Source organism: [Clostridium] symbiosum (assembly GCA_036419695.1).
Lineage (GTDB): Bacteria > Bacillota > Clostridia > Lachnospirales > Lachnospiraceae > Otoolea > Otoolea symbiosa_A.
The window spans coordinates 2,188,024-2,213,074 of the sequence record CP143946.1 but is presented as its reverse complement, the minus strand read 5'-3'; the positions used below and the strand labels follow the sequence as shown (position 1 = coordinate 2,213,074).

24 protein-coding genes, 2 tRNA genes and 1 pseudogene are annotated in these 25,051 nt (G+C 47.6%); 6 read left to right on the top strand and 21 right to left on the bottom strand.

Going from position 1 to position 25,051, the window contains the following annotated elements; all coding sequences use genetic code 11:
- Positions 1-14: 14 nt before the first annotated feature.
- Positions 15-173 (bottom strand): hypothetical protein, encoded by a 159-nt coding sequence (locus tag V3C10_10155; protein WVP64142.1) that lies wholly within the window; start codon positions 171-173, stop codon positions 15-17.
- A 119-nt stretch (positions 174-292) separates the two neighbouring features.
- Here V3C10_10155 and V3C10_10150 point away from each other — a divergent pair.
- A tRNA-Pro gene (locus tag V3C10_10150) sits at positions 293-366 on the top strand.
- Between the two features lie 11 nt (positions 367-377).
- Positions 378-449 (top strand) — tRNA-Glu (locus V3C10_10145).
- 182 nt (positions 450-631) lie between these two features.
- Here the strand turns inward: V3C10_10145 and V3C10_10140 are convergent.
- Both V3C10_10140 and V3C10_10135 read right to left on the bottom strand, forming a co-directional pair.
- A complete protein-coding gene (locus V3C10_10140; protein WVP64141.1) occupies positions 632-1,213 on the bottom strand; it encodes a LysE family transporter in 582 nt (193 codons plus the stop codon).
- 118 nt (positions 1,214-1,331) lie between these two features.
- Positions 1,332-1,647 (bottom strand): annotated as a pseudogene (locus tag V3C10_10135) (sodium-dependent transporter).
- Positions 1,648-1,894: 247 nt separating this feature from the next.
- Between V3C10_10135 and V3C10_10130 the strand changes: the two are divergent.
- On the top strand, positions 1,895-2,446 hold the full coding sequence (locus tag V3C10_10130) for an XRE family transcriptional regulator (GenBank protein WVP64140.1): 552 nt from the start codon (positions 1,895-1,897) through the stop codon (positions 2,444-2,446).
- 169 nt (positions 2,447-2,615) lie between these two features.
- Here V3C10_10130 and V3C10_10125 read toward each other — a convergent pair whose 3' ends face one another.
- The 17 genes from V3C10_10125 to V3C10_10045 all read right to left on the bottom strand — a co-directional run bounded on the left by V3C10_10125 (position 2,616) and on the right by V3C10_10045 (position 19,516).
- Entirely contained in the window at positions 2,616-2,786 is a 171-nt protein-coding gene (locus tag V3C10_10125; protein WVP64139.1) for a DUF1540 domain-containing protein, read from the bottom strand.
- Between the two features lie 87 nt (positions 2,787-2,873).
- Positions 2,874-3,482 carry a manganese catalase family protein gene (locus V3C10_10120; protein WVP64138.1) on the bottom strand — a complete coding sequence of 203 codons (609 nt, stop codon included), beginning with the start codon at positions 3,480-3,482 and terminating at the stop codon, positions 2,874-2,876.
- A 3-nt stretch (positions 3,483-3,485) separates the two neighbouring features.
- Positions 3,486-3,740: a spore coat protein CotJB gene (locus V3C10_10115; GenBank protein WVP64137.1), complete on the bottom strand. Its 255-nt coding sequence runs from the start codon at positions 3,738-3,740 to the stop codon at positions 3,486-3,488.
- Position 3,741: 1 nt separating this feature from the next.
- Positions 3,742-4,230: a spore coat associated protein CotJA gene (locus V3C10_10110; protein WVP64136.1), complete on the bottom strand. Its 489-nt coding sequence runs from the start codon at positions 4,228-4,230 to the stop codon at positions 3,742-3,744.
- Between the two features lie 490 nt (positions 4,231-4,720).
- The gene (locus tag V3C10_10105; protein ID WVP64135.1) at positions 4,721-5,152 is read right to left on the bottom strand and encodes a CBS domain-containing protein; all 432 of its coding nucleotides are present in this window, start codon (positions 5,150-5,152) and stop codon (positions 4,721-4,723) included.
- A 156-nt stretch (positions 5,153-5,308) separates the two neighbouring features.
- Positions 5,309-5,902 carry a lactate utilization protein gene (locus tag V3C10_10100; GenBank protein ID WVP64134.1) on the bottom strand — a complete coding sequence of 198 codons (594 nt, stop codon included), beginning with the start codon at positions 5,900-5,902 and terminating at the stop codon, positions 5,309-5,311.
- A gap of 425 nt (positions 5,903-6,327) precedes the next feature.
- Positions 6,328-7,101: a M23 family metallopeptidase gene (locus V3C10_10095; GenBank protein ID WVP64133.1), complete on the bottom strand. Its 774-nt coding sequence runs from the start codon at positions 7,099-7,101 to the stop codon at positions 6,328-6,330.
- Positions 7,102-7,141: 40 nt separating this feature from the next.
- Positions 7,142-8,056: a SpoIID/LytB domain-containing protein gene (locus V3C10_10090; protein WVP64132.1), complete on the bottom strand. Its 915-nt coding sequence runs from the start codon at positions 8,054-8,056 to the stop codon at positions 7,142-7,144.
- A gap of 113 nt (positions 8,057-8,169) precedes the next feature.
- Positions 8,170-8,706 carry a hypothetical protein gene (locus V3C10_10085; protein ID WVP64131.1) on the bottom strand — a complete coding sequence of 179 codons (537 nt, stop codon included), beginning with the start codon at positions 8,704-8,706 and terminating at the stop codon, positions 8,170-8,172.
- Positions 8,707-11,160: a glycogen/starch/alpha-glucan phosphorylase gene (locus V3C10_10080; protein ID WVP64130.1), complete on the bottom strand. Its 2,454-nt coding sequence runs from the start codon at positions 11,158-11,160 to the stop codon at positions 8,707-8,709.
- A gap of 16 nt (positions 11,161-11,176) precedes the next feature.
- Positions 11,177-14,317, bottom strand: coding sequence for an isoleucine--tRNA ligase (gene ileS, locus V3C10_10075; protein ID WVP64129.1), 3,141 nt, complete (start codon positions 14,315-14,317; stop codon positions 11,177-11,179).
- Positions 14,318-14,863: 546 nt separating this feature from the next.
- The gene (locus V3C10_10070) at positions 14,864-15,709 is read right to left on the bottom strand and encodes a DUF6282 family protein (GenBank protein ID WVP64128.1); all 846 of its coding nucleotides are present in this window, start codon (positions 15,707-15,709) and stop codon (positions 14,864-14,866) included.
- A gap of 12 nt (positions 15,710-15,721) precedes the next feature.
- Positions 15,722-17,080, bottom strand: a complete 1,359-nt coding sequence (locus V3C10_10065; GenBank protein ID WVP64127.1) for a sodium/glutamate symporter — start codon at positions 17,078-17,080, stop codon at positions 15,722-15,724.
- Positions 17,081-17,093: 13 nt separating this feature from the next.
- Positions 17,094-17,276, bottom strand: a complete 183-nt coding sequence (locus V3C10_10060) for a hypothetical protein (GenBank protein WVP64126.1) — start codon at positions 17,274-17,276, stop codon at positions 17,094-17,096.
- Positions 17,276-17,401: a hypothetical protein gene (locus V3C10_10055; GenBank protein ID WVP64125.1), complete on the bottom strand. Its 126-nt coding sequence runs from the start codon at positions 17,399-17,401 to the stop codon at positions 17,276-17,278. Before V3C10_10055 ends, V3C10_10060 begins: the two co-directional genes overlap by 1 nt.
- A gap of 121 nt (positions 17,402-17,522) precedes the next feature.
- A complete protein-coding gene (locus tag V3C10_10050; GenBank protein ID WVP64124.1) occupies positions 17,523-18,470 on the bottom strand; it encodes a hypothetical protein in 948 nt (315 codons plus the stop codon).
- A gap of 98 nt (positions 18,471-18,568) precedes the next feature.
- Positions 18,569-19,516 (bottom strand): alpha/beta hydrolase, encoded by a 948-nt coding sequence (locus tag V3C10_10045; GenBank protein WVP64123.1) that lies wholly within the window; start codon positions 19,514-19,516, stop codon positions 18,569-18,571.
- A gap of 231 nt (positions 19,517-19,747) precedes the next feature.
- Here V3C10_10045 and V3C10_10040 point away from each other — a divergent pair, with 231 nt between their 5' ends.
- From V3C10_10040 to V3C10_10030, 3 genes are all read left to right on the top strand, one after another.
- On the top strand, positions 19,748-20,659 hold the full coding sequence (locus V3C10_10040; GenBank protein WVP64122.1) for a MurR/RpiR family transcriptional regulator: 912 nt from the start codon (positions 19,748-19,750) through the stop codon (positions 20,657-20,659).
- Positions 20,660-20,884: 225 nt separating this feature from the next.
- The gene (locus V3C10_10035; protein WVP64121.1) at positions 20,885-22,987 is read left to right on the top strand and encodes an EAL domain-containing protein; all 2,103 of its coding nucleotides are present in this window, start codon (positions 20,885-20,887) and stop codon (positions 22,985-22,987) included.
- 174 nt (positions 22,988-23,161) lie between these two features.
- A complete protein-coding gene (locus V3C10_10030; GenBank protein WVP64120.1) occupies positions 23,162-24,622 on the top strand; it encodes a nicotinate phosphoribosyltransferase in 1,461 nt (486 codons plus the stop codon).
- Positions 24,623-24,776: 154 nt separating this feature from the next.
- Here V3C10_10030 and V3C10_10025 read toward each other — a convergent pair whose 3' ends face one another.
- Positions 24,777-25,025, bottom strand: a complete 249-nt coding sequence (locus V3C10_10025; protein ID WVP64119.1) for a hypothetical protein — start codon at positions 25,023-25,025, stop codon at positions 24,777-24,779.
- Between the last annotated feature and the right edge of the window lie 26 nt (positions 25,026-25,051).

Genomic DNA, 25,051 nt, shown 5'->3' with positions numbered 1-25,051 from the left:
GCCCGGAGGGCTTTTTATACCTGTCTCATTTTCGTATCCACAGCTTCCTTACGCACGTTGTGGGTCTGATTCTGGTTCTCCGGTTTTACCTTCTGGGTAATGCTGTTGAACTTCTCCAGGTTCTTTTTTTCCTGTAATTCTTCGCTCTGTTTCCAGCTCATTTTCTCATCCATCTTATTCACCTCATTGTTAGTATGGACGGCCCGAAAAAAAATATTTATTTTTTTGCTTTTTTTCTTGCTTTTTCTGCAAAATGGTGGTATGATATAACTCGCTCGCCATTAAACGACATCGAGGCGTGGCTCAGTTTGGTAGAGCGCTGCGTTCGGGACGCAGAGGTCGCGTGTTCGAATCACGTCGCCTCGATTCAAAGATAAGGCCTGTTGGTCAAGCGGTCAAGACGACGCCCTCTCACGGCGTAAACCCGGGTTCGATTCCCGGACAGGTCATTAAAGCTGTTGCAGTTACTGCAGCAGCTTTTTTGATTCATAGGAAATTGCATCCTATGAATCAAAAAAACACTCCGCGAGGATGCACATGCCGCGCAGAGGTAAATCGTTGCTGAAGCAACCGCGCGGCAGCGCAAAAATCCCGCAAGCGGAATTCCTTGTCCTTTTGAAAACGGCAGCTATTAAAGAAATAATGCAACGGCACAATAAACAAGCAGCAATGCCATGACAAAATTTACCGCCTTCGTATGTTTCGCAAAGAATTTGCAAAATGCAGAACCAAACATTGCCCATATAAAAGAGCCCGACGCGCCAATCACCGCCAAAAGGACAGTAAATCCCATCATAGCCGCGACGGAGTGGTAGACAGGCAGAATATAGAGCGTCATTGCTGTGATGGCATAAATATAAATTTTCGGGTTGACAAATTGCAGAACCATTCCGGATAAAAATCCCACCTCTTTCCCATCCTTCTCATCCGGCTTAACAGCGCTTTTCCAAATCTTCCAGGCCAGAAACAGCATGTAGACAGCACCCAGAATCTTCATCACCATTTCTATTTTCGGAAGAAACGAGTACAGAGTGGCGCTAAACAAGGTGCAAACCGACATCACAATTCCAAACCCGGCTAAAATCCCTATATTAAAGCGCAAGCTGCGGCGGAAGCCGACCCGGATCGCGTTACTCATCGACATCAGGTTGTTGGCACCCGGCGTATATGCGGTTATAAAACAGTAAATCAGAAAATCTGTTATGTGAAACATTTCAAAAAACCTCCCAACTTCCATAAAAAAATCTTATTTAAAAAAAGAAGAATAGCCGCTAATAAAAATAAGAAGGACGATCAGCGGCAGGAAATAACTGATGTATTTCCTGGCTGCTGATGACAGTGTAAAACATCATTAATAAATAATTTCCGGTAATGGTGGCATATTTGAAATAATGCCACTTCGTCCTTCGGCTCCAGCAGGTTGAAGGACAGGGCCGTGCTTCTCTGGCTGGCCCGGCCAACGGCAAATTCCATCACTACGATGGGAAGGCCCAGGATTACCAGAAAAACCATGTAAAGCACAACAAAGGACGCACCGCCATATTTCCCCGTAATATAAGGGAAACGCCAGATATTACCTAAACCGATCGAACAGGCCGCGGTAATCATTATAAATCCCAACCAGGAGGAAAAATGCTCTCTGTTCATATCACTTCCGTTCTCCCCCGCTCTTCCCCAGGTTCAACCATCTCTCCGAAATCAATACCTTACCCGGATGAATCGAAAGCCACCATTTGAAAAAGTTTTCAACCATTTTTTTCATTATAATTCTCCTTTCCTCTTTACAAACCGGACACAAAACTTTATAATAATATGAAACGAGCAATATATTGCATGTGTACGATATAATAATACATCTTGTTCATTATATTATCAATAGGGAGGAGTGATATTTTTGGACTCTATGAATCAAATTGTTGCGAAGAACATTAAGGGGCTTCGTGAAAAGAACAAATTGAGCATGGACGAGCTTTCCAGACTGAGCGGCGTCAGCAAGAGCATGCTTGCACAAATCGAGCGCGGGGAAGGGAACCCAACTATCTCAACGCTTTGGAAAATTTCCAATGGCATGGGTGTTCCTTTTGACGCTTTGACCGTCCGACCCGAAAGTCCATATGAAATTGTAAAAACGTCGGAGCTGCAGCCGCTTCTGGAGGATCAGGGAAATGTAAAAAACTATTCTATATTCCCGGATGATGACAACCGCAAATTTGCGGTCTACTATCTGGAACTGAAAGAGGGAAGCTATTGGAAGTCGGAACCGCATCTTAAAGGAGCCGTGGAATTTATCACGGTCTTTACCGGGGACATAGAAATTGATACCGACGGCCGGCAATTTGTTATAGGTAAAGGTGAAAGCATCCGTTTTAAAGCCGACAGCATGCATTCTTATAAAAATATCGGGAATGAGACCGCTGTCCTGCATATGATTATATTTAATCCTTAGACACAATTTACCATAGCAACGAAAAGCATGCTTCGCAGACTTTTCATTGCCACTCAACAGCGAAAAGCACGCTTCGCGAACTTTTCATTGCCACTCAACACAAAAAAACTGCCCGCAATCGCCAGGATTCCGGACAGTTTTTTATAAAGGAAGAACAATGAGACGCTGTTTATGCTCTGTTAACAAAAGACTCGCAGTCTGTACATTCTTTCTTGGTTGGGTTCGCCTCGTGTGTGCCAACTTTGATTTTCTCTAATGTGCAGTAGTTCTCGTCTTTTGCGTGGTATGCACAGTTGTTAATAGAACATTCGATACAAATATTTTTTCCGTTTGTTACCATAATGAGTATGCCTCCTTTGATTTTTTATTATTATCTGCAAATATCAAAAAATTATGTGCGGAGGCCAAACGGAAATTTTTTACTTTTTTATTCGCTGCGTACTTTGTCGAACGACGGATTGAAGGCATAGAAATTTTTACTGTCCAGATGCTCCTGAAGATCTCTGAGTCCCTCGCCGAAACGCTGGAAATGAACAACCTCACGCTCTCTCAGATAACGGATCGGATCACATACATCCGGATCTTTGACGACGCGGAGAATGTTGTCATAGGTAGTTCTTGCCTTCTGCTCTGCCGCCATGTCTTCAAAGAAATCGGTAATCGGATCTCCCTTGGACTGGAACTCACATGCATTGAACGGGATCCCACCTGCGGCCTGCGGCCAGATACCGGTTGTATGGTCGATATAATAGGGACCGAATCCTGATTCCTTGATCTGTTCCGGGGTCAGGTTCCGTGTCAGCTGATGAATGATCGCCGCCACTATTTCCATATGTGCCAGCTCTTCGGTTCCGATGTCTGTCAAAAGTCCCTTGCCCACTTTATACGGCATGGAATATCGCTGGGAAAGATAGCGCATGGAAGCTCCAATTTCTCCGTCGGGGCCGCCATACTGGCTCATAATGAACTGCGCCATCTGGGGATTTGACTGTGTAATTTTTACCGGATACTGTAAACGTTTTTCATATTTCCACATACCTTACATCTCTCCTTCCCATGGCCATCTGTCCGTCAGCCACGTCCATGATGAATCACTCTCTACCCCATCCGTCTGAAGCGGCCCGAACTGTGCCTGGTAGGCATCCATCGCTTCTCTTCTCATCTGGGCTACATAATGGTAATAATTCAGAGCGTTCAAATCATCGGGATGCGTATCCAGGTACAGAACGATATCGTCCACGGCAAAACTGGCTTCGTCGATTCTCTGAAGTAACATTCTGGCAGTTTCATTCATTTTACATGCACCTCCCCATTACAAACGGCAGATCCAGCTCAGCAAAAATGGTCCCCCTGGAAAAACCTTCGTCGATCGGGGACGGCTGTGACCATCTCTGCATCGGGACATAGCCCATACCGATCGGAAAACGGTCCAGATCTTCACAGAACATCGTGTTCTGCTGTGTTTCCGGTATCATTTCGCTTCCTGCCGGCATATTGCCCGTTGACGGTACCGTAGTTGTGGTCTCCGGAACTGTTTCCATATTTGCCGGCATTGTTTCCATGTTTTCCGGCATTGTAACCATGTTCGCCGGCATTGTTCCCATGTTTGATGGCATCGTTCCCATATTCGATGGCATTGTTCCCATGTTTGATGGCATTGTTCCCATATTCGTTGGCATTGTTCCCATATTCGTTGGTGCGGTTCCCATGTTAGACTGCATTGGTGCGTTTCCCATATCGGCCGGAGCAGTTCCCATATCGGCCGGCATTGGAGTGGATCTCATACCTGCCCTCACCCCGCCCGTTCTGTCGGACATATTCCTGGTTCCGGAGGACATGGAGCCTGGTTCCGCGGGCATCCATGGAGCGCGGCCCGATGGACGGGAACCTGATTCTCTTGGGGGCTGTATCATTCTTGGCGGCATTCCGCAGGGTGGATAACCCTGATCAGCATACCAGTTTGACATATCAGACCTGGAATCCTGTCTTCTGAAATCCATTCCGTCTGAACACTGAGGATTAAAACAATTCATATTCATTAAACCTTTCCTGAGCACTTATACTTTATTCTATGTCGCAACCAACAATGTGACACAAGAAAGAGTCCGCTCGCCGGACTCTCGCGCCGAGCACGGCCGCATAGCGGCATATTACATCTTCGCACGAGTGCGCATCCTGCCCGGAGGGCTTTTAATATCATAGGAGCACTTTCCTATGATATTAAAAAAGATACGAAAGCGCGGCCGGCGTTACTTTCGTATCTTTAAAGGCTCATTATTTCACTTCTTTTCCTGTCCTAAGTTCCCTTTCCTTCTCCTTGCAGAGATACTTGATGATGTCTTTTCTCGTAATGATTCCGATAAAGTTCTTCTGATCATCGAGTACCGGAACAAAGTTCTGGTTCAGGGCCTTGTCAATCAAATCCTCCATATCCGAGTCCGCCAATACCGGCTTATTATCCGATCTTCTTGGGATCTCCGTAATGCGGATGCGTTCCGCATCTCTAAGCGATAGATCATACTTATTTTTTATGCCCCAAAGCAAGTCTCCTTCCGTCAGCGTACCTATGTATCTCCCCTGGCGGTTAACGATGGGGACAGCCGCATATTTGTGGTATTCCATCTTTTCCAGTGCCTGTCTCAATGTATCATCGTCATTTATATACGCAACTTCGCTTTTAGGTGTTAAAAAAAATAAAATATTCATCTGCCTTCTCCTTGTGTGTTTCTATGCTGTCTTAGCATGCTGATATTATAACGCTCCCCTTTGAAAACTTTGTGAACAAATCATGATTTTTCCATTAGAATTATTAAAATTTGAGAAATCAGGCATATTCATACTTTCTATACGCATGCCCTGCCGTTAATAACCCAGCGGCTCGTCCACAAATATAATTTCAACTTCCATCCCATTGGATGGCCGTTCCATAATCACGGTGGAACGGCAGATTCGTCCCGGACTGCTGCAGTCATAACAGCGGTCACCTTTCACCGCACACGGCGTGGCGGAGTTCTGGCGTTTGGCGTTCTTTGGGGCCGCCACATTCTTTGCCCGGTCCATCGCCCCGGCCAGGTCCTCCCTGATTTTGTTGCTTCCAACAATAAAATATGTCTTTTCCGGTCCATACAGTGTCTGGGAGACGCGGTTTCCCGTACCATCGATATTAACCAGTTCTCCTGTCTCCGAAACTCCGTTGGCGCTGCTGATGTAAACATCCGCCGTCCTGGCATTCATCAGAGTATCCCTTCCCGGGACATCCCAATGCCATACCATCTCATTCTTCTCCCTGAGAAGTTCAAAAAGTCCCATCTCCTTAACCGTCATACTGCCTCCGATAGAGACCTTGTGCCCCTGTATCCGGTCCGTAAGATAGTCGGCCGCCTCTTTGCCCGTCGCAAAAAAAGCCGTTTTAAAACCGTGGTTTTCAAAATTCTTTTTCAGCAATTCCTGATTCATAGCAGTTCTCCTTTTTACTACAATCACAAATATTTACTGCCCGTTAATTCCATGCTCCATGGATATTACCTGCTTTCTCCATTATACATCCAGTCATAGCAGGAAGTAAACCTGAAAAGGAAATAGTTTCAGTAACTGTTCACAGCCGATATCCCGCGAGGTGTTTTTTGTGAGTGGAGCGTAGCGGAAGTCACAGAAAACCCGAGGGTTGCGGCGCGAAACGGCGTTTTTTGCCGTTTCTGTGCATCGCAGAGCGTGTTACTGTTCGCAGAACCGCGCTTTACAGCGGGGCTGTGAATAGTAACTAGTTTCAGTAACTATAAAAGTGCCGCCACACTTTACGCAAGAAATTCCTTCCGTAAACCGCCGCGGTACTTTTATGTTTTTTTCACTATTCAGTTTTCTCAGTTCTTTCTCTTTTCTGTTTATTCCAGATAGTCAAGGGCATCGACAGATTGTCCGTCGTGCATCAGCGCAAAATATACGTTGTTTCCTTCAATTGAATAATACTTTGTGGGTTCTGACACGTATCCAAGCAGAGTTCCTTTTGTCACATACTCATTCTCCGCCACCTGTACGTCCTTAAGCTGGCCGCACACGGCTGTGTACTCATTACCCAGGTCAAGAACCACATAATTGCCAATCTCCTCATTGGAGCCGGCTTCCAGGACTCTTGCATCCGCCGGTGCGCTGACCGGATCGCTTACATCTCCCTGTATAATCAGGGCCGGGTTGCATTTGTACTGGTCAAGGGTCGGGAAATAAATGGTTGTATCCATGCTGTAATCCAGCACTACATTTCCTCTGACCGGCCACTGAAGGTCGCGTTTTCCGCTGTAATTGAGCGTAACCGCTCCTACTGCGCCATCTGCTGCCCCTGCCGCTTTGGCAGTGTTTTCTCCTTTGTCTGCGGAGTCTGATTTATCATCGGAAGAATAGGAAGCGTCTGAACTTCCCGCCGCCTGGGCCCTCGTCTCTGCATTTTCCGTCTTACCACCGTTTCCGGTTTTGTTCTGCGGTATGTTCTCCGCAAGGATACCCTGGGTCTGTGGCGCTTCCAGGTACGGATTCTGCTCGTTAATGTTGTCTCCCTTTCTAATCTTTACCGCTCCTGCCGCAGCTACTATAGTCAGCAGGCCTAACACCATCATGACAAGGAACAATTTGTCCTTGAACAACTGATTCATCTTATTTTTCACGTTTATCACCTCGGTTATATTCTTACCTGACCGAAGCTTTTTATTCAAAAACTACAACAATATTTTTATAATAAAATTCCAGAATTTTTTCCGCCGTCCACCCCTGCGCCGCTTTTAGCGAGGCGCCGTACTGATCAAAGCCGTATCCGTGGCCCAGCCCCTTGACGGTGCACCTTACATTTCCCTCCGCGGCCTCGAATGTGTAGGCCGGTGACGGAAGTCCCAGAGCATACTGGATCTCCTCCCCGCTGTAGCTCTTTGACCCGGCCTGAATCGATTCCACGTACCCGGCCTCATCCTTTTTAATAACCTGGATGCTCTCCAGCACATCCTCCGGCCTGACCTGCGGCGAATCGGACATGGAATTCAGCTTATCGGCCATCTCCTGCCTGGTAAACGTATATACTCCCAGATAGTTTTCTCCCTCCACATCCTCGCCTGCGTCCACCGAAACGAGATAAGGGTGAAGTTCATCCCCGGTTCTCGTCTTCCCGGCGCTCAAACGGTGAAATAAAGGTTCTATGTAATCTCCGTTATATTCGATGACCTGCCCGGCCGTTGCCTGGACGGCATCCCTGATTTTTTTATAATTCGTCAGGTAATCGGCCTTGCCCCACATCTCCTCCATCTGGCTCTGCTCCAGGTAATCGAGATCCAGGGCCGACTCCTCGATCCTGTCTTTTCCCTGCATCTGCCGGCAGAGATAGGTCCTGGCGATAATGGCCTGGGCTTTGATTGCCTCCTCGCCGTATTCCGCCGGAATCTGAATCGCCGTAATCCCAATCAGGTATTCCTCCATATCCACCGGCGACATGGAACCGTCGCGGTCCAGAAGGACCACCCGGCCCGATAAGTTCCCCCTCTCCGTATTTCCCTCTACACGGCCTGTCCAGGCGAGTGTCGCTATGTATGGTATCAAAATTGCCATCAGGCAGATTGCTGCTGCTTTTCTCATATAAAAAACCGGCTCCGTTCCATAAAATAATAGATATCGCATTATCATTTTATGTAACGGGCCGGATTCTTATTCCAACCACTTCTATTCAATTACCCGGATGCCCCCGCATCTTACCCGGCGGTAACGGCATCCATTTTCCATTTTAAAAATCCCGTTTTCCGGAGCGTAATCGTACCGATAAATTTTTTCCTGACCACCGGCGCGACCGGCTCAAGTCTTCTCTCCAGATAAAACTCCGTCTCGACCGTGTACCGGTAGCTGACGGTTTTTCCGTTATCCTCTTCCTTCACAAGTTCCGGCGGCTGTGCATAGATGCGCTCCACCGGAGCCCCAAGCTGCTGTAAATACAGCGTGTAGGGGATTCCGATGGGAAGAAGTGAGTCTTTTCCATTGTCGGTTAAATCTCCGGCAAAATGCTCCTCATACATCCGGGGCAGGCCGACGCTGGCCGCCTCCTCAAGTTCCTCCGCCTTTTCCGATGTGTACAGTTTTTTTAGAATCCTCTCCGCCTGGGCGCTGCTGCTGGCGGAAAAGGTGATAAAACTAACCACCGAAATAATAAACAGGGCCAGGGCCAGAACGACCGGCAGGGAAACTGATGTTCTCCTGCTCCTGGAATGGTTTTTTGAAAGAAAACTGGTTCTCATTTAGTCCATCTCTACCTTTACTTTTTTCAGGTGCCAGATATCCCTTACGTACTCCTCGATCGTCCGGTCGGAGGAGAACTTGCCGGAACATGCCACATTCAACATAGCGGCCTTCGCCCATCTCTTCTCATCACGGTATGCCTCTTCCACCCGTTTCTGTGCCTCGGCATATGCATGGAAATCCTTGAGAATGAAATAGGTATCGGCTTTCGCACTGTTCTTCGTATTTAAAAGAGAATTGTAAATATCACGGAACAGCTCGGGATCCTGCGGCGCATAGTAGCCGTTAATAAGCTGCATCAGCACGCGGCGGATCTCCTGGTCGGTGTTGAAAATCTCAACCGGATTGTAACCGCCGTTGTTCTCGTAATTAATAACTTCATCGGAGGTCAGGCCGAAAATGAAGGCATTCTCTTCGCCTACTTCCTCCACAATCTCAACGTTGGCCCCGTCCATGGTTCCCAGGGTAAGGGCTCCGTTCAGCATAAATTTCATATTACCGGTGCCGGACGCCTCTTTGCTGGCCGTGGATATCTGCTCGCTGACGTCGGATGCGGCAAAAATCATCTCTGCATTGGACACTTTATAGTCCTCGATAAATACAACCTTAATCTTACCGCCGATTGATTTGTCGTTGTTGATCACATCGGCAACGGAGTTGATCAGTTTGATTGTCTTCTTCGCAATCTGATAACCTGCCGCCGCTTTTGCCCCGAAAATAAAGGTCCTTGGAACCATTTCAATATTGGGGTTATCCTTCAGCTGGTTATAGAGATACATAACATGGAGGATATTTAACAGCTGGCGTTTGTACTCATGGAGACGTTTCACCTGCACATCGAAAATGGAGCGCGGGTCGACATCGATTCCGTTGTGTTCTTTAATATATTTTGCCAGGCGCAGCTTGTTCTGGTACTTGATATTCATGAATTCCTGGCGGCACTTCTCGTCATCCGCATAGATAGCCAGTTTGCTGATGTGGGGAAGATCCGTAATCCACTCGTCGCCAATCTTGTCTGTCACCCACTGGGCCAGCAGAGGATTGCCGTGGAGCAGGAAGCGCCTCTGGGTGATGCCGTTCGTCTTGTTGCTGAATTTCTCAGGCATCATCTCATAGAAATCTTTCAGCTCCTGCTTCTTTAAAATCTCCGTATGAAGTCTGGCAACGCCGTTGACGGAGAAACCGGCCACGATAGCCAGATGGGCCATCTTTACCTGTCCGTCGAAAATAATGGCCATTTTCTTCACTTTTTCGTAATTGTTCGGATACTTCTCCCCCACCTCGATTAAGAAGCGGCGGTTGATCTCCTCGACAATCTGGTAAATACGCGGAAGCAGTCTGGAGAACAGCTCGATCGGCCATTTTTCCAGAGCCTCTGCCATGATGGTATGGTTGGTGTAGGCACAGCATTTTGTCGTAATCGCCCAGGCGTCCTCCCACTCCAGATGCTCTTCATCCAGAAGCAGCCTCATCAACTCCGCAACCGAAACGGTCGGATGCGTATCGTTCATCTGGAATACTACTTTTTCCGGAAGCTTATGGATGTCGCCGTTCTGCTCTTTAAATTTCTTAATCGCAACCTGAAGGCTGGCGGAAATGAAGAAATACTGCTGTTTCAGACGCAGTTCCTTGCCCGCATAGTGGTTGTCGTTGGGATAAAGCACCTCCACCAGGTTCTTAGCCAGGTTCTCCTGCTCTACCGCCTTCTGGTAATCTCCCTTGTCGAATGCGGCAAGGCTGAAGGTATTGATTGGCTGGGCGTCCCAGATACGCAGCGTATTGACTACGTTATTGCCGTAGCCGACAATCGGCATGTCATAAGGAATTGCCTGTACGGACTGGTATCCTTCCTGGACAAACACGTTGCGCTGTCCGTTCCAGACCGTCTTCACGTAGCCGCCGAATTTAACCTCGGTCGCATACTCTGCGCGCCGGATTTCGAACGGATAACCGTTCTTCAGCCACTCGTCCGGCACCTCGATCTGATAGCCGTTCTCAATTTTCTGTTTGAACATGCCGTAATGGTAACGGATGCCGCAGCCGTATGCCGGATATCCCAGTGTGGCAAGGGAATCCAGGAAGCAGGCGGCGAGACGGCCGAGGCCGCCGTTGCCAAGAGCCGGATCCGGCTCCTGGTCTTCAATTGCGTTTAAGTCAAAGCCCAGTTCTTCCAGGGCTTCCCTGATTTCCGTCTGTGCTCCCAGATTGATAATATTATTGCCCAGGGCGCGGCCCATCAGAAACTCCATGGAAAGATAGTACACCCTTTTGGCTTTTGTCTCGTCGAATGCTTTCTGGGTCGCAATCCAATTGTCGATAATCACATCTTTTACCGCATACGCCACGGCCTGGTAAACCTGCTGCGGCGTCGCTTCGTCGATGGTCTTTCTAAACTGGTTTTTCACATTGTCAATAATACTTCTCTTTATAGCTTCCTTATTAAAAGTCTGCATTTGTTATCCTCCTGAATCAGTCGGTGGTCTTCTCTACACCCAACATGACCTTCTCACCGTTGATATTCCATTCTTTTGCATATCCTCCGGTCTGTCCCAGCATAATGTTGTCCGCCAGAACCTCACTCTTGATTTCTTCCGTATATTTTTTAAGGATGGCCGCAATCGTATCGTTCTCATCCTGGAACACGTTGATGTGGTTCATGACCTCAAAACCGGCTTCCTTACGCATGGTCTGGACTTTGCTGATGATTTCGCGGACAAATCCCTCTTCGATCAGTTCCGGCGTCAGATTCGTATCAAGCACGACTGTCACGGAATTGTCTCCCTCTGAGATATAACCCTCTACCTGGGCCGTATCGATTAAGAGGTCGTCTGCCGTCAGGATAACCTCTGTGCCGTCGAAGTCAAATTTCAGGCTTCCCGTCTCATTCAGCGTATCCATTGCCGTATTTCCATCGATTTCAGCCAGCGCTTTCCTGATATTTCCAAGCTGTTTTCCGTATTTTGGCCCAACCGTCTTAAGCTGCGGTTTGAAGCTGTAGGATGTGAAATCACGCACATCGGACGTAAATTTCACTTCTTTTACATTCAGCTCATCTTCGATGATCTCCTGATAAAATTCAGGGAGAGCCGTCTCCGCTTTCACAAACATCCTGCCGATCGGCTGGCGGTTCTTGATGTTGGCCGTATTTCTGGCAGCGCGGCCGAATACTACAATCTTCAGTACTTCGTCCATTCTGGACTCCAGCTCCCTGTCGATGCATTTTTCATCAACCTCAGGGAAATCACAGAGATGGATGCTCTCGGGCGCTTCTTTATCAATCTTTCTTACAAGGTTCTGGTAAATATCCTCCGCCATGAAAGGCACCATCGGAGCGGCGGCCTTGCACACGGTGACAAGCGCTGTGTAAAGGGTCATATAAGCATTAATTTTATCCTGCTCCATTCCCTTTGCCCAGAAACGCTCACGGCTTCTTCTGACATACCAGTTGCTCATATCGTCCACGAAATCCTGGAGAGCTCTGGCAGCCTCAGGGATTCTGTAGTTAGCCAGGTCGTCGTCCACCTTGCCCACAAGCGTGTTCAGTTTGGACAGCAGCCATTTATCCATTACCGGAAGTTTATCATACTCCAGCTGATGCTGTGTCGCATCAAAATTATCTATATTTGCGTAGAGAACGAAAAATGCATAGGTATTCCACAGCGTTCCCATGAATTTTCTCTGGCCTTCCATAACGGCTTTGCCATGAAAACGGTTCGGCAGCCATGGCGCGCTGTTGACATAGAAATACCAGCGGATGGCATCCGCTCCGTATGTTTCCAGTGCGTCGAACGGATCGACCGCGTTGCCCTTGGATTTACTCATCTTCTGTCCGTTCTCGTCCTGGACATGGCCCATAACGATGACATTCTTGTACGGGGCCTGGTTGAAGATCAGCGTGGAAATTGCAAGCAGGGAGTAGAACCAGCCTCTCGTCTGATCCACGGCCTCGGAGATAAAGTCGGCCGGGAACTGCTGCTCAAATTTCTCCTGGTTCTCAAACGGATAGTGATGCTGTGCAAACGGCATGGCGCCGGAATCGAACCAGCAGTCGATTACTTCCGGCACACGGTGCATCTGTTTTCCGCACTTCGGGCAGGTGATTGTCACCTCGTCGATATATGGACGATGAAGTTCAATATCCTCAGGGCAGTTCTCCGACATGCTCTTTAATTCTTCAATGCTGCCGATGGAATGCTGGCAGCCGCATTCACATTCCCAGATATTTAAAGGCGTTCCCCAGTAACGGTTACGGCTGATGCCCCAGTCCTGGACATTCTCCAGCCAGTCGCCGAAACGGCCCTTGCCGATGCTCTCCGGAATCCAGTTGATTGTATTGTTGTTGCGGATCAGATCCTCTTTCACCTCTGTCATCTTGATGAACCAGGACTCTCTTGCATAATAGATGAGCGGAGTGTCGCATCTCCAGCAGTGCGGATAGCTGTGCTCAAATACAGGAGCTGAGAACAGGAGGCCTCTCTCTTTCAGGTTCTCAAGAACCATCGGATCCGCTTTCTTGCAGAACGTTCCCGGCCAGAGTGTCTCTTCCGTCATCTCCCCCTTGGCATTGACAAGCTGAACGAACGGCAGATCATAATTTCTTCCGACCTTCGAGTCGTCCTCACCGAAAGCAGGCGCAATGTGTACGACGCCGGTACCGTCCGTCAGTGTAACATAGGTATCGCATGTCACATAGTATGCTTTTTTGTTCTGTTTTTTAGCAAGCTCTACGGCAAAATCGAATAACGGCTCGTACTCCTTGTATTCCAGGTCTTTTCCCGTATATTTTTCCTTTACCTCATAGGCGCCTTCTCCCAGAACCGTATCGCAGAGCGCCTCGGCCAGGTAATATACCGTGCCGTCCTCTTTCATCTCTACTTTTACATAGGATTCCACCGGATTTACGCAGAGGGCCACGTTGGACGGCAGAGTCCACGGTGTTGTTGTCCATGCCAGGATATAGGCGTCTTCGCCTTTTACTTTGAATCTTGCGATGGCGGAACGCTCTTTTACATCTTTATATCCCTGTGCCACCTCATGGCTGGAAAGCGGGGTTCCGCAGCGGGGGCAGTAAGGCACAATCTTGAAACCTTTGTATAAAAGGCCCTTGTCCCAGATCTTCTTTAAAGCCCACCACTCGGATTCGATATATTCGTTGTGATAGGTTACATAAGGATCATCCATATCGGCCCAGAAACCGACCGTGGAGGAAAAATCTTCCCACATTCCCTTATATTTCCAGACACTCTCTTTACAGTGCTCGATGAACGGTTCAAGACCATACTGCTCAATCTGCTCCTTGCCGTCCAGGCCGAGGCTCTTCTCAACCTCCAGCTCCACCGGGAGACCGTGGGTATCCCAGCCCGCTTTTCTAGGAACCATGTATCCCTTCATGGTGCGGTATCTCGGGATCATATCCTTGATAACGCGTGTAAGGACATGGCCGATATGCGGTTTTCCATTGGCCGTTGGCGGTCCGTCGTAAAACGTATAGGTTTCTCCGTCCTTCCGGCTGTCGATGCTCTTCTCAAAGATCTTATTGTCAGCCCAGAACTTTTCAATATTTTTCTCTCTTTCTACAAAGTTTAGGTTTGTAGAGACTTTGTCGTACATGATTCATTCCTCCTAATTCCCATATAATAAAAAAACAGGCCTCTATCCTGTAACAGGACAAGGGCCTACTTGTTATACCACCTATTACTGCATACGTTCATATGCGCTCCCTGTAACGGGGGATCCCGTCAAAACCTACTCATGACGCCGTCGGGCATCAGGTTCAGCCTGAAACTCCAGAGTGATCTTCATTACCGCCCTACTCACAGCCGGCTCCCACCGCCCCGGCCTCGCTTTGGTTTTCATGACGGAACTACTGTCTCTATCAAAGTCTTTGTACATTTTAGTTTTTTATTTCCTATTTGTACTTATCCGTTTAATTGTAAACACTTTCCATGCACTTGTCAAGACCGCTGTTCCGGATTTCCCTTGATTTCCCTTGATTTTCCTCGATTAGCTTACAAAACATCAAAAAAAGCCACCAGCATGTTTAGTGCCTGGCAGCCCTTTTCCTCGTCTCATTTTTTAGCTGTCATTTCTGCAAATTCCGGCATAGCCGCCGGAATATTAATTATATTATCTGCTTCACACTAATTTCCTCCTTTTTCAGCACACAATCTCTTTCGGCAAAACATGGGTCATCGTATCAAGATCACTTCGGCTGATACCCTGTTCAGACATGGAAATCAAAAATCTTCTCATCGCTTCCACTGGATGTTCCCGATCAGACTGTCCGCGATCCGTCGTCATATAGCAGCGGGAAGCCCCCACTGTCCTGATATGGGCGGCCATCTCCGCCGCTGAGCATTCCTGTTCCCCAATATTGTACCAGCATTTTTCTATGTATACGCCCAGTTCTGCCAGTTCCTTCTGTACCTCGGCCGGAATCCTGGTCCGGCCAAACTCCGGGTGAGTCATAATCATACGGACACCGGCCTGAATTCCGGCCTTACAGAGAAGGATACTCTCCTCAGGACTTATATGACCAGTGGCCAACACAGCGCCGTACTCCTTCACTGCCGCCATGATTTCAATCACCTCCGGCTTCAGACGTCCATCCTCCGCCAGAATTCCAATTCCGGGCCGCCGGAAAAAATCTCCTGGCATATCACCGGAGGCCAGACAATTTTTTGCATCCCTGGTAGGCATAAATACGATTTTTGCCCCGCGCTTCAAGGCATTATATACGGCATAGGGATTCAGGCCTCCCACCGGCCAGTTCAGGGCAATTGCTCCATAGGCTTTTGCAGAACTCCCCGCATACAGATTTGCCAATTCTGCCCGGACAGCGGTGGATTCATAATGGCTTTTCAGCAGTATCCCCGCCATCCCCGCCTGTCCCGCTTCTCTAAGCAGCTGGAAATCATCCAGTAACCGGTGAAAGGGGGAAGGAGCCGAATGCATATGCAAATCATAGGCACCCCGAAGTAATTCATCTGCATCACCTTCCATAATATTTCCTTTCTATTTATTCAACGGTTTATGCCAGCATTTTGTAAGAAGCATAAGAATAAACATGAGCGGTGCACCCGCGGTTACCAAAATTCCCATCAGGCCGGTAAAGCCTACGCCACAGAAGATTGGATACATACCGACCTGAAATAAATCCCAGAAACTGCACGGAATCGACGCCACGCCGGCCCCCTCCAATGCTCCGCTCTGATTATCCGTATCGACCACCCTAAGCAGGGTAACGCCGGTAGCCATAACGCCGGAAAACTCACCAAAAAATATAATCCCACGTTCAAACCAGTTATCATGGAAGCTGCGCGGAGATATCACAAAAAGCATAAACAAATTGACCGCAATGCCTAACAGGGAGAAAATTAAAATCGCCGGCCAATTCTCCGCTATCACATCCTTACGAATGGTGCAGAAGCCAAAAAACACCAGAAAATCCGTTACTGTAGAACCGAGCCTGGTCATAACTGCCTTATCAACATAATGGCCGGCGCCACCTTTATTCAATATTCCCTGCAAGACGGCTCCATAGATAAGTGCAAGGCAGAGCGCCGGAATATCTATGCCGACGGCCTGCTTCACATAATACTCTGTAAGCCAGGCCAGTCCTGCAACGGCAAACATGATTACAACGTGGAAGCCAAGAGGATCGATAGATCCCGGATTCATAGTGGCTGTGCCGAGACTGGTGCGCTGCTCCTGCGGAATAAGGCCGGTCCGTTCACTGGCAGGTATGTCCCCCAGCTTTTTTGTAAACCTAAGCCAGCCTCTGCGATTTGCAATGTTGATATTGATCATTCCTCCCACAATTCCAACCACCATTCCGATGGTAGCAAAGGTACAGCCAATACCGACACCGTTGTCCAGGCCATAGGTTTCCAATACACCGCCTATAGCGCTCCCATAGCCGTAACCGCCATAGAAGCCGCCTGGCATACAAAGGCCAAAGGCCGGAAACAGATTTGGCATCAGAGTTCTTGACAGGATAAAGCTGACCAAAATAGCAAGGCCGAACTGCATAAAACTCCACATAAACATCGTCCATATTGTATCGCGGTATCCCCAGATCTTCTGCATCGCACCGGTCGTTTTTTTCTGATGCCCCGTCAACATAGTGGCAAAAAGCAGAATAATAAGAACGCTTGGATAGCTTCCCGCCTGGTCCGAAAAACCAATCACATTTAAAAATTCACCACTAAGCAGCAGACCAAATATTCCTGCAATCACAGAAGAAGGGATAAACAGGTTTTGAAGAAATTTAAGCTTTGCGCGCAGAACAGTGCCAATCGCCAAAAACAGAGATGCCCAGAAAAAGTCAATCATAAAAGCCGTCGCATTAAATGATTCAAAATAAGATAACATATACTTTCCCCCTCTAAGTAATTCGTTTCGTCACATTGGTTTCGCATAAAAGGGTATAATCCTGAGGTCTTCTGTTTTCAATAAGACTGTAATATTCCGCCTTGGCTTTGCGAATCTCCTCCAGAGAAACATCACACAGCAGGACTGCCTCCTGTGGAAAATCAACTTCCGCCTTGATCCGGCCGTCGATTCCCACTACCCTGGTTTCCCCGGAATCACACGTCCCTTCACATATGAGCCGAGCTGCTCTCCCTGAATTGTGATGGGACAGCCGACGAATACTACATTCCAGGTGTTCATTCTTTTGTTGTTGCCTTCCATAAGTCCCTCCCTTAATTAAAAAAACGTATCCCCAAATTTGTTCCTATACCCTGCCGCTTTCCCCTAAACAGCAGGATATATGAACGGTAACAGGCTATTGCCTGTTTTTACAAATACCTCTTTACTTCATATAAGAATCATAGAACTTTACCAGCGCCTTACTCATGCGGATGAATTCAGGATGATCGTCATACATAAAATCATTATGCCTTCCGTGGACTGGAAAGAGGACGGCGCCGGCACCGGCCGCTTTCAGCAGACACTCTCCTTCATACAGAGAGCCATAGCTGGTATCCTTATCGCCCGCTGCAATAAACAAGCCGCGCGGCGCCAGTTTCCCCACATATTCCTCCGCATCAATGCGTATATGATCATCCCACCAGGACCAGGGAAGCTTGGGCGGAAAATTCTCCAGGCCACCATAGTAACCGCTAATCTCTTCCGCAAGGCCGGGCGCCAGTTTTCTGATTGTGCCGTCTACATAGTCGGAGGCACCTCCCAGCCTGTCATCCTCCGGCTGGCTGAACAGGTACACGTTGGTCATAGCTCCCTGTCCCGTCATCACCCTCTGAATGCGATCTTTCTCCGCAAACTCCTCATGATGGGAAAAATACTCGAAAGACATCACATTGCGCAGAGCACGCTGACCGTTAGCAAAGCTGTTTCCAATTGCAACACATTTGATCTTCCAGTGATCCACTGCAAAGCGGATTCCGATGGGTCCTGAAAATCCCCAGCAAAACAGGGCGATATTATCAGGCTCAAATTCCGGCTGCAGCCGGGCAAAGATATACGCAGCCTCTATATCCTCATATTCGCTGTTGAAATTCGTCTTAGTGACATCACCGTCACTGGGTTTCCATCCCCGGAAATCAAATCCCAGACAGCCATAACCATGCTTTGTATACATGCGGGCCATCAGGGCCGGATAAACCGCATTGAATCCTGTCACGCCGGAAATAGGTATTATACACGGCAGTTTTGTCCCTTCTTCATAGTCATCCGGTAAATATACGGTCCCAAACAGTTTTGTACCACGGGAATAAAATTCTACTGGTCTGGTCTTCATTACTCTCCTTCTCCTCTTTTTATTGTACAATGAGCTTTTCCTGCACCATACACCATAGTTCAGGAAACAATCAGTTTCTGGCTTCAGTACCCGTCCCTTTACTTCATATAGGAATCGTAGAACGCTACCAGCGCCTTCCCCATGCGGATGAATTCAGGGTGGTTGTCATACATGAAATCATTGTGCGCACCATCCACGGTAAACAGGACCGCACCAGCACCAGCCGCCTTATAAAGCATCCGGCTTTCATACATGGAACCATATCCCACATCTTTGTCCGCAGTCAGAATAAAGAGGCCACGGGGCTCCAGTTTACCCACATATTCTTCCGCGTCGATTCGCATATGATCATCCCACCAGGTCCAGGGCATCTTAGGTGGGAAATTTTCAAGTCCGCCGTACCATTCGGCAATCTTATCCGGTAAATCCGGAGCAAGATTTCGGACGGTTCCGTCAATATAGCTGGACTTACCTCCATTGTGGTCATCAATAGGCTGGTTGAAATGATATGGATCCAGGACATCACCCTTGCCGGTTAAAACTCGCTTAATGCGATCCTCTTCCGCCCACTTTTCGCGCAGTAAAAAATCTTCAAAAGAAAGCGTATTGCGGAACGCCCTCTCACCATTGGCAAAGCTGTTGCCAATAGCGACACATTTGATTTTCCAATGATCAACTGCAAACCGGATACCGATCGGCCCAGAGAATCCCCAGCAGAACAAGGCAATATTTTCAGCATCAAATTCCGGCTGCTGCTGAGCAAAAATATAGGCAGCTTCAATGTCTTCGTACTCGCTGTTAAAATTCGTCATGCCTACCTCACCCTCACTTGGTTTCCAGCCACGGTAATCAAATCCCAGACAGCCGTAGCCGTACTGTGTAAACAGCCGGGCCATCAGTGCCGGATAGACTGCATTTAGCCCGGTAATGCCGGATGTGGGAATGATGCAGGGCAGTTTTGTTCCCTCCTGATAGGTGTCCGGCAGGTACACTGAACCGGCAATTTTCATACCGCGGGAATAGAATTCCACTTTTCCTGTTTTCATAACAGTCCCTTCCTTTCTAGTAAAACGGAATTTTTATAATTATTTTTATACCACTTTTCTTTCATTTTGTCAATATAATTATACCGTTTTTATTCCATTTTAATAATTTCCATATCAAAACGGTTACTTTTTGGTTAAATTGTGTGATATAACATTATTTTTTCCGATTGATTAGTTTCTTAAAATAGTATATAATATTCCTATGAATTAAAGAAAGGATGGTAAACCGCCTTGGAAGATCTGTTGACACGAATTAAATCAGCCAGTTTCATTTTACCCAAACGCCAGCGTCAGATTTGCAATTATATTCTGGAACATCCACTGGAGGCCAGCGGGCTGACCATCGCCGAAGCCGCAGAGAAAACAAACGTCGGCACCACGACGATCATACGCTTTGTCAATTCCCTTGGCTACAATAGCTATAATGAATATAAAAAGGACCTTCAGCGCTCTATCCTGTCCAGTGCCAAGGACACCTATATGGCACTGGATGAATTAAGACAGCGTAATTATCAAATGAGTACGAACGGACAGTGGAAGCGTTATTCCGACTGGTTTCATGACTGCCAGGATTTTATCATGGGGCTTGATACTCCTGTTTTTTATACCCAGCTGGATGCTGTCTGCGACGAAATTCTCAACGCCGATCATGTTTATCTGTTCGGTTCCCGCTCCACCCACAGCGCCGCTTACTTTTTAGGAGTCTCCCTCTCATCCGAAATGGACAATATTACAATCCTGAGCAGCTATGAATCTTACATTTACGACTATTTGTCACGGATGACTCCCAAAGATCTAGTTCTGATCTTTGGTTCCAGGCCCTATGCGATCAATACCTCGAATGTAATCCACCTGTGCAGACGGCTTGGTATCCCTGCAATCCTAATTACCACCGATTCATTAGATGATGTGGATATCGACTGCTTCCGTGCCGTAATTGCATGTGATCTAACTGAATACGGGCTGATTATGACTCCCAATATATTAGTTGCGGATATGCTGCTGCTCGAAATCGGTAGAAGGCTGGGAAAACAGAAAAGCCAACGTGACGCCCGGCTAAACCGGATCCTGTCGGAAAATAAGCTTCAAATCTGGGAAAACAAAAAAGAAGATTTCCATGACATGGATAAAACCACAAACTAAAACAAGTTGGAAAATATAGAAATACTCCCTTTCAGGCAGATGAGTCTTATTTTTGCTCATCTGCCTGAAAGGGAGTATTTCTATTATTTGTACGGAAGCAGTCCGGATGATAATGCGCCTCCATCTGAAACGTGCCGGAACCTGTAAATACATATTTGAAGTTTGTTTTTTTCATAGCAATGTGGTATACTTTACAACAAATGCAGCCGTCGAAAGGAAATCCTTATGAACCGCCGTGAATCCATCGCAAAATTTCAAAATTCTATCTGGGCCCAGGCAGTGAGACAGGGCCTTACTATCGCGATCCCCGTTCTCATTTTAGGTTCATTTGCCCTGCTGTTCAGGAACTTCCCCAGTGACAGCTATCAGACTTTCCTCATTTCCTGGATGGATGGAATGCTTTCCACGCTTCTGGATACCATATATAATATCAGTCTGAATTCCCTTGCCCTGGTTCTCTCCATTACAATCAGCCTTTCTTATGGAATGCTGTCGGAACCCGACCGTTTTCTTATCTATCCCCTTGTTTCCGTCTGCTCTTTTCTCGCCTTTTGCGGTGGAATCAGCGGCCAGAACGATTACATATTCAACGCCGAATGGGTCTTTACAGCCATGTGCATCACGCTGCTGTCCTGCTCCCTTTTCCGGCGCATTTTGTTATTCTGCAGCCGTTTTGAAAAGCTCCATACCATCGGAGCGGAATATCTGTTCAATCTCTCTATCCAGAGCCTTTTACCTGTGTCGGCCGTTATTTCTGTCTTTACCCTATCCGGATATCTTCTGCGTATGGCCTGGGGCAGTAATAACATCACCAATTTCGGCTCCTTCCTGTTCCTGAGAATGTTTGGAGGCCTGAGCGGCAATATAATCGGTATCCTGCTTTATGTTGTAATCACACACCTGCTCTGGTTCATGGGAATTCACGGCACGAACACACTGGATGCCGTTTCCAAGAGGCTGTTTGAACAGAATGTGGAAATCAACAGCGCCCTGATTTTAGCCGGTAAAATCCCCACTGAAATCTATTCAAAGACATTTTTAGATACCTTCGTCTTTTTAGGCGGATGCGGAACTGCCCTTAGTTTTGTACTGGCTCTCTGCCTTGCTTCGAAGAAGAGCCACAACCGGAAGATGTCTCTTGTAGCGTTTCCCTCCGCGTTATTTAATATCAGCGAGATTGCCGTATTCGGCTTTCCGATTATTTTTAACTTTACAATGCTCATCCCCTTTGTCCTGACCCCGGTTGTCCTGACACTTATAAGCGCCCTGGCCACCGGCATCGGCCTGGTTCCCGTCGTGACCCATTCTGTGGAATGGACCGTCCCGGTGCTTTTAAGCGGCTATAAGGCCACCGGATCCGTGGCCGGCAGTATTTTACAGCTTGTAAATATTATGATCGGCACCCTGATCTATATCCCGTTTATCAAACGGAGTGAACAAAATGAAACTGAAAAATTCAAACAGGCCATACACCAAATGGAACAGGATATGGCCACAGGTGAGAAGACGGGTATGATTCCCCGTTATCTCCATCACAGCTACACCTGCTACCATTATGCAAAAACCCTGTCCATGGATCTGCAGAATGCAATCAAGCGGGGGCAGATAGAGCTATTCTATCAGGCCCAGATTTCCGACCGGGAAAAGCTTCATGGCATGGAGGCCCTTCTCCGCTGGAATCACCCTGTAGCGGGATATATCTCCCCTCCGCTGATTATCAGTCTGGCCTATGAAAGCGGAACTTTAAATGAACTGACCTGGTACCTCCTGAACAAAGCGTGTACGGATGCCAGAAATTTGGAAAAGAAAATAAAAGATGATGTCTTTCTTTCCTTTAATATCTCGCCAAAGCAGATCCATGGCAATGACTTTTTTCATGATGTGCTTCTTACGATACAGAGTTATAACCTGACGAACATCCATTTCGTATTAGAGATCACCGAACGGGCGGCGCTGGAAATATCGGACTATCTCAGAAAACAGATAGAACCTCTTCAAAACAACGGAATCGGCTTCAGCCTGGATGACTTCGGGATGGGACACAATTCCATCCTCCAGCTTCAGTCGGATATCTTCAACGAAGTCAAACTGGACGGACAGCTTGTATCGCAGCTCCTGTCCAATGAACGCTCCCAGGAGATCATATCCGGCCTGATTCAGATGTCCAAAAAACTGGGCTGCCGCGTCGTTGCAGAATATGTGGAAACAAAAGAACACCGGGATGTACTGCTGAAGCTGGGCTGCACCATCTTCCAGGGCTATTACTACAGCCGCCCCCTGGCGCTTCCTGAATTCACAGAGGCCTTCTGTGCAGCAGAGGAAGAATGACTTCCGTGTGAATAATAACCCTAAATTGATTTATATGACATTTTTTTATCATTCTTTTGTTTTTTCCCAAATTTGTGGTATACTATGAGCACTTAGTGAGGTTTTTCACGAGCTTAGTGCGAGTCACGTACACCACCTCACTACCATTAAACAAGATAAACTAAGGAGAAGACTATGTACCAAAGGAACCTGACATTACTGACAGACCTGTACGAGTTAACGATGATGCAGGGATATTTCAAGGAAAAGGATGCCAATGAAACCGTCATCTTTGACGCTTTTTACAGAAGCAATCCGGACGGCAACGCATTTTCCATCTGTGCCGGACTGGAACAGGTAATTGAATACGTAAAAAATCTTCATTTTGAGCCGGAAGATGTGGACTATTTGAGGAGCGTGGGACTTTTTGACGAAGATTTCCTCGACTACCTGCTCCACTTCAAATTCTCCGGCGATATCTATGCAATCCCGGAAGGTACGGTCATATTTCCGCGTGAACCCATCGTAAAGGTGATCGCCCCCATCATGGAGGCCCAGCTGGTGGAGACTGCGATTTTAAATATCATCAATCATCAAAGCCTGATTGCCACCAAAACATCGCGCATCGTCTACGCCGCCCGCGGGGACGGAATTATGGAATTCGGCCTTCGCCGCGCCCAGGGTCCGGATGCCGGAACATACGGAGCAAGGGCAGCGATGATTGCAGGATGCATCGGCACCTCCAACGTACTGGCCGGCCAGCTTTTCGACGTGCCGATCAAGGGCACTCATGCACATAGCTGGATTATGAGCTTCCCGGATGAGCTGACCGCATTCCGCACCTATGCGAAACTTTATCCGTCCGCCTGTATTCTCCTTGTTGATACTTATGATACATTGAACTCCGGTGTCCCCAACGCGATAAAGGTATTTAAGGAAATGCGCGAAGCTGGAATTCCGCTGACCTTCTACGGAATCCGCTTAGACAGCGGCGATCTTGCCTACCTGTCAAAAAAGGCGAAAAAGATGCTGGATGAGGCCGGTTTCCCGGATGCCACCATCTCCGCCTCAAACGATCTGGACGAATACCTGATCGACAGCTTAAAGATTCAGGGAGCAACCATTAACTCCTGGGGTGTCGGAACCAATCTGATCACCTCCAAGGACTGTCCTTCGTTCGGCGGCGTATATAAGCTGGCCGCCATCAAGGATAAGAAAACCGGAAAATTCATCCCGAAGATCAAACTGTCTGAAAATACGGAGAAGGTTACAAACCCCGGAAATAAGACAATCCGCAGAGTTTATGATAAGGAAAGCGGAAAAATCATTGCCGACCTGATCTGCCTGGTTGATGAATCCTACGACAAAAATAATTCGCTGCTGCTCTTCGATCCGGTGGAAACCTGGAAAAAGACCCATCTGGCCCCCGGTTCCTATACGCTCCGTGAACTGCTCGTCCCTGTATTTAAGAACGGCGAGTGCATTTACCAGTCTCCGAAGGTTATGGATATCCGCACCTACTGCAAACAGGAACAGGAAACGCTCTGGGACGAGTCCCGGCGTCTTGTAAACCCTCATGAAATTCATGTGGATTTATCCAACGAACTGTGGCATATGAAGAACCAGCTCCTGGACAGTTATCACTATAACAATTAGAATATTTCATTACAACGAAAAGCATGCTTCGTGAACTTTTCATTGCAACTCAATATAGCAGACAGAAATCCGCTTCTGAACTATAATAGTCAGAAGCGGATTTCTGTCTGCCTGTTTATGCCGTTTCTGCTCCTCTAGCCTGAATCGCTGAATTTTACACTGAATCCTTCCTCAAAAGGCAGGTATAACCCTCTCCCGCCCGAAGATGGCTGCGCAGTCTATCCCCATAATCATCCGACAGATGAAGCCGGCCGAATGAGCCGGAACCTGTTTCATAATTTTCTGATTTGACGGTAAATGTGCCGTCCGTGATACCGGAACGCAGTGTATAGCGCCATACGGAGATTGCCGCCAGAACTGCCGCTATCGGAGGGGACAGAAATACACACAAGAACAGTAACATACCCCTCCTCCCCCACAGTCAGGTTG

What these genes read in the sequence shown, in the direction of transcription:
- V3C10_10155 (WVP64142.1), bottom strand. Translation starts at nt 173, where the DNA reads ATGGATGAGAAAATGAGCTGGAAACAGAGCGAAGAATTACAGGAAAAA.
- V3C10_10140 (WVP64141.1), bottom strand. Translation starts at nt 1,213, where the DNA reads ATGTTTCACATAACAGATTTTCTGATTTACTGTTTTATAACCGCATAT.
- V3C10_10125 (WVP64139.1), bottom strand. Translation starts at nt 2,786, where the DNA reads ATGGTAACAAACGGAAAAAATATTTGTATCGAATGTTCTATTAACAAC.
- V3C10_10120 (WVP64138.1), bottom strand. Translation starts at nt 3,482, where the DNA reads ATGTGGAAATATGAAAAACGTTTACAGTATCCGGTAAAAATTACACAG.
- V3C10_10115 (WVP64137.1), bottom strand. Translation starts at nt 3,740, where the DNA reads ATGAATGAAACTGCCAGAATGTTACTTCAGAGAATCGACGAAGCCAGT.
- V3C10_10110 (WVP64136.1), bottom strand. Translation starts at nt 4,230, where the DNA reads ATGAGATCCACTCCAATGCCGGCCGATATGGGAACTGCTCCGGCCGAT.
- V3C10_10105 (WVP64135.1), bottom strand. Translation starts at nt 5,152, where the DNA reads ATGAATATTTTATTTTTTTTAACACCTAAAAGCGAAGTTGCGTATATA.
- V3C10_10100 (WVP64134.1), bottom strand. Translation starts at nt 5,902, where the DNA reads ATGAATCAGGAATTGCTGAAAAAGAATTTTGAAAACCACGGTTTTAAA.
- V3C10_10090 (WVP64132.1), bottom strand. Translation starts at nt 8,056, where the DNA reads ATGAGAAAAGCAGCAGCAATCTGCCTGATGGCAATTTTGATACCATAC.
- V3C10_10085 (WVP64131.1), bottom strand. Translation starts at nt 8,706, where the DNA reads ATGAGAACCAGTTTTCTTTCAAAAAACCATTCCAGGAGCAGGAGAACA.
- V3C10_10080 (WVP64130.1), bottom strand. Translation starts at nt 11,160, where the DNA reads ATGCAGACTTTTAATAAGGAAGCTATAAAGAGAAGTATTATTGACAAT.
- ileS (WVP64129.1), bottom strand. Translation starts at nt 14,317, where the DNA reads ATGTACGACAAAGTCTCTACAAACCTAAACTTTGTAGAAAGAGAGAAA.
- V3C10_10070 (WVP64128.1), bottom strand. Translation starts at nt 15,709, where the DNA reads ATGGAAGGTGATGCAGATGAATTACTTCGGGGTGCCTATGATTTGCAT.
- V3C10_10065 (WVP64127.1), bottom strand. Translation starts at nt 17,080, where the DNA reads ATGTTATCTTATTTTGAATCATTTAATGCGACGGCTTTTATGATTGAC.
- V3C10_10055 (WVP64125.1), bottom strand. Translation starts at nt 17,401, where the DNA reads ATGGAAGGCAACAACAAAAGAATGAACACCTGGAATGTAGTATTCGTC.
- V3C10_10050 (WVP64124.1), bottom strand. Translation starts at nt 18,470, where the DNA reads ATGAAGACCAGACCAGTAGAATTTTATTCCCGTGGTACAAAACTGTTT.
- V3C10_10045 (WVP64123.1), bottom strand. Translation starts at nt 19,516, where the DNA reads ATGAAAACAGGAAAAGTGGAATTCTATTCCCGCGGTATGAAAATTGCC.
- V3C10_10035 (WVP64121.1), top strand. Translation starts at nt 20,885, where the DNA reads ATGAACCGCCGTGAATCCATCGCAAAATTTCAAAATTCTATCTGGGCC.
- V3C10_10030 (WVP64120.1), top strand. Translation starts at nt 23,162, where the DNA reads ATGTACCAAAGGAACCTGACATTACTGACAGACCTGTACGAGTTAACG.
- V3C10_10025 (WVP64119.1), bottom strand. Translation starts at nt 25,025, where the DNA reads ATGTTACTGTTCTTGTGTGTATTTCTGTCCCCTCCGATAGCGGCAGTT.